Origin of the sequence: Klebsiella sp. D-Nf1, from assembly GCF_002810515.1 — a bacterium.
Lineage (GTDB): Bacteria > Pseudomonadota > Gammaproteobacteria > Enterobacterales > Enterobacteriaceae > Klebsiella > Klebsiella variicola.
Genome location: NZ_PIOK01000020.1, coordinates 1 through 2,815, shown reverse-complemented (window position 1 = coordinate 2,815; position 2,815 = coordinate 1). Strand labels below are relative to the sequence as shown.

Below are 2,815 nucleotides of genomic sequence, written 5' to 3'. Positions count from 1 at the left end.
ACATCTTCGGGTTGTGAGGTTAAGCGACTAAGCGTACACGGTGGATGCCCTGGCAGTCAGAGGCGATGAAGGACGTGCTAATCTGCGAAAAGCGTCGGTAAGGTGATATGAACCGTTATAACCGGCGATGTCCGAATGGGGAAACCCAGTGCAATTCGTTGCACTATCGTTAACTGAATACATAGGTTAACGAGGCGAACCGGGGGAACTGAAACATCTAAGTACCCCGAGGAAAAGAAATCAACCGAGATTCCCCCAGTAGCGGCGAGCGAACGGGGAGCAGCCCAGAGTCTGAATCAGCTTGTGTGTTAGTGGAACGGTCTGGAAAGTCCGACGGTACAGGGTGATAGTCCCGTACACCAAAATGCACAGGTTGTGAACTCGAAGAGTAGGGCGGGACACGTGGTATCCTGTCTGAATATGGGGGGACCATCCTCCAAGGCTAAATACTCCTGACTGACCGATAGTGAACCAGTACCGTGAGGGAAAGGCGAAAAGAACCCCGGCGAGGGGAGTGAAAAAGAACCTGAAACCGTGTACGTACAAGCAGTGGGAGCACCCTTTAGGGTGTGACTGCGTACCTTTTGTATAATGGGTCAGCGACTTATATTCTGTAGCAAGGTTAACCGTATAGGGGAGCCGCAGGGAAACCGAGTCTTAACTGGGCGTTAAGTTGCAGGGTATAGACCCGAAACCCGGTGATCTAGCCATGGGCAGGTTGAAGGTTGGGTAACACTAACTGGAGGACCGAACCGACTAATGTTGAAAAATTAGCGGATGACTTGTGGCTGGGGGTGAAAGGCCAATCAAACCGGGAGATAGCTGGTTCTCCCCGAAAGCTATTTAGGTAGCGCCTCGTGAACTCATCTTCGGGGGTAGAGCACTGTTTCGGCTAGGGGGTCATCCCGACTTACCAACCCGATGCAAACTACGAATACCGAAGAATGTTATCACGGGAGACACACGGCGGGTGCTAACGTCCGTCGTGAAGAGGGAAACAACCCAGACCGCCAGCTAAGGTCCCAAAGTCATGGTTAAGTGGGAAACGATGTGGGAAGGCACAGACAGCCAGGATGTTGGCTTAGAAGCAGCCATCATTTAAAGAAAGCGTAATAGCTCACTGGTCGAGTCGGCCTGCGCGGAAGATGTAACGGGGCTAAACCATGCACCGAAGCTGCGGCAGCGACACTATGTGTTGTTGGGTAGGGGAGCGTTCTGTAAGCCTGCGAAGGTGGCCTGTGAGGGCTGCTGGAGGTATCAGAAGTGCGAATGCTGACATAAGTAACGATAAAGCGGGTGAAAAGCCCGCTCGCCGGAAGACCAAGGGTTCCTGTCCAACGTTAATCGGGGCAGGGTGAGTCGACCCCTAAGGCGAGGCCGAAAGGCGTAGTCGATGGGAAACAGGTTAATATTCCTGTACTTGGTGTTACTGCGAAGGGGGGACGGAGAAGGCTATGTTAGCCGGGCGACGGTTGTCCCGGTTTAAGCATGTAGGCGGAGGTTCCAGGTAAATCCGGTACCTTTTAACGCTGAGGTGTGATGACGAGGCACTACGGTGCTGAAGTAACAAATGCCCTGCTTCCAGGAAAAGCCTCTAAGCATCAGGTAACATTAAATCGTACCCCAAACCGACACAGGTGGTCAGGTAGAGAATACCAAGGCGCTTGAGAGAACTCGGGTGAAGGAACTAGGCAAAATGGTGCCGTAACTTCGGGAGAAGGCACGCTGGTGTGTAGGTGAAGTCCCTGCGGATGGAGCTGAGACCAGTCGAAGATACCAGCTGGCTGCAACTGTTTATTAAAAACACAGCACTGTGCAAACACGAAAGTGGACGTATACGGTGTGACGCCTGCCCGGTGCCGGAAGGTTAATTGATGGGGTTATCCGTAAGGAGAAGCTCTTGATCGAAGCCCCGGTAAACGGCGGCCGTAACTATAACGGTCCTAAGGTAGCGAAATTCCTTGTCGGGTAAGTTCCGACCTGCACGAATGGCGTAATGATGGCCAGGCTGTCTCCACCCGAGACTCAGTGAAATTGAACTCGCTGTGAAGATGCAGTGTACCCGCGGCAAGACGGAAAGACCCCGTGAACCTTTACTATAGCTTGACACTGAACATTGAGCCTTGATGTGTAGGATAGGTGGGAGGCTTTGAAGCGTGGACGCCAGTCTGCGTGGAGCCAACCTTGAAATACCACCCTTTAATGTTTGATGTTCTAACGTAGACCCCTAATCGGGGTTGCGGACAGTGTCTGGTGGGTAGTTTGACTGGGGCGGTCTCCTCCCAAAGAGTAACGGAGGAGCACGAAGGTTAGCTAATCCTGGTCGGACATCAGGAGGTTAGTGCAATGGCATAAGCTAGCTTGACTGCGAGCGTGACGGCGCGAGCAGGTGCGAAAGCAGGTCATAGTGATCCGGTGGTTCTGAATGGAAGGGCCATCGCTCAACGGATAAAAGGTACTCCGGGGATAACAGGCTGATACCGCCCAAGAGTTCATATCGACGGCGGTGTTTGGCACCTCGATGTCGGCTCATCACATCCTGGGGCTGAAGTAGGTCCCAAGGGTATGGCTGTTCGCCATTTAAAGTGGTACGCGAGCTGGGTTTAGAACGTCGTGAGACAGTTCGGTCCCTATCTGCCGTGGGCGCTGGAGAATTGAGGGGGGCTGCTCCTAGTACGAGAGGACCGGAGTGGACGCATCACTGGTGTTCGGGTTGTCATGCCAATGGCATTGCCCGGTAGCTAAATGCGGAAGAGATAAGTGCTGAAAGCATCTAAGCACGAAACTTGCCCCGAGATGAGTTCTCCCTGAGACT

General features: G+C 53.0%; 1 rRNA gene. It reads left to right on the top strand.

Going from position 1 to position 2,815, the window contains the following annotated elements:
• Positions 1–17 precede the first annotated feature (17 nt).
• Positions 18–2,815 (top strand): 23S ribosomal RNA (locus CWM54_RS27750); the annotation flags it as partial.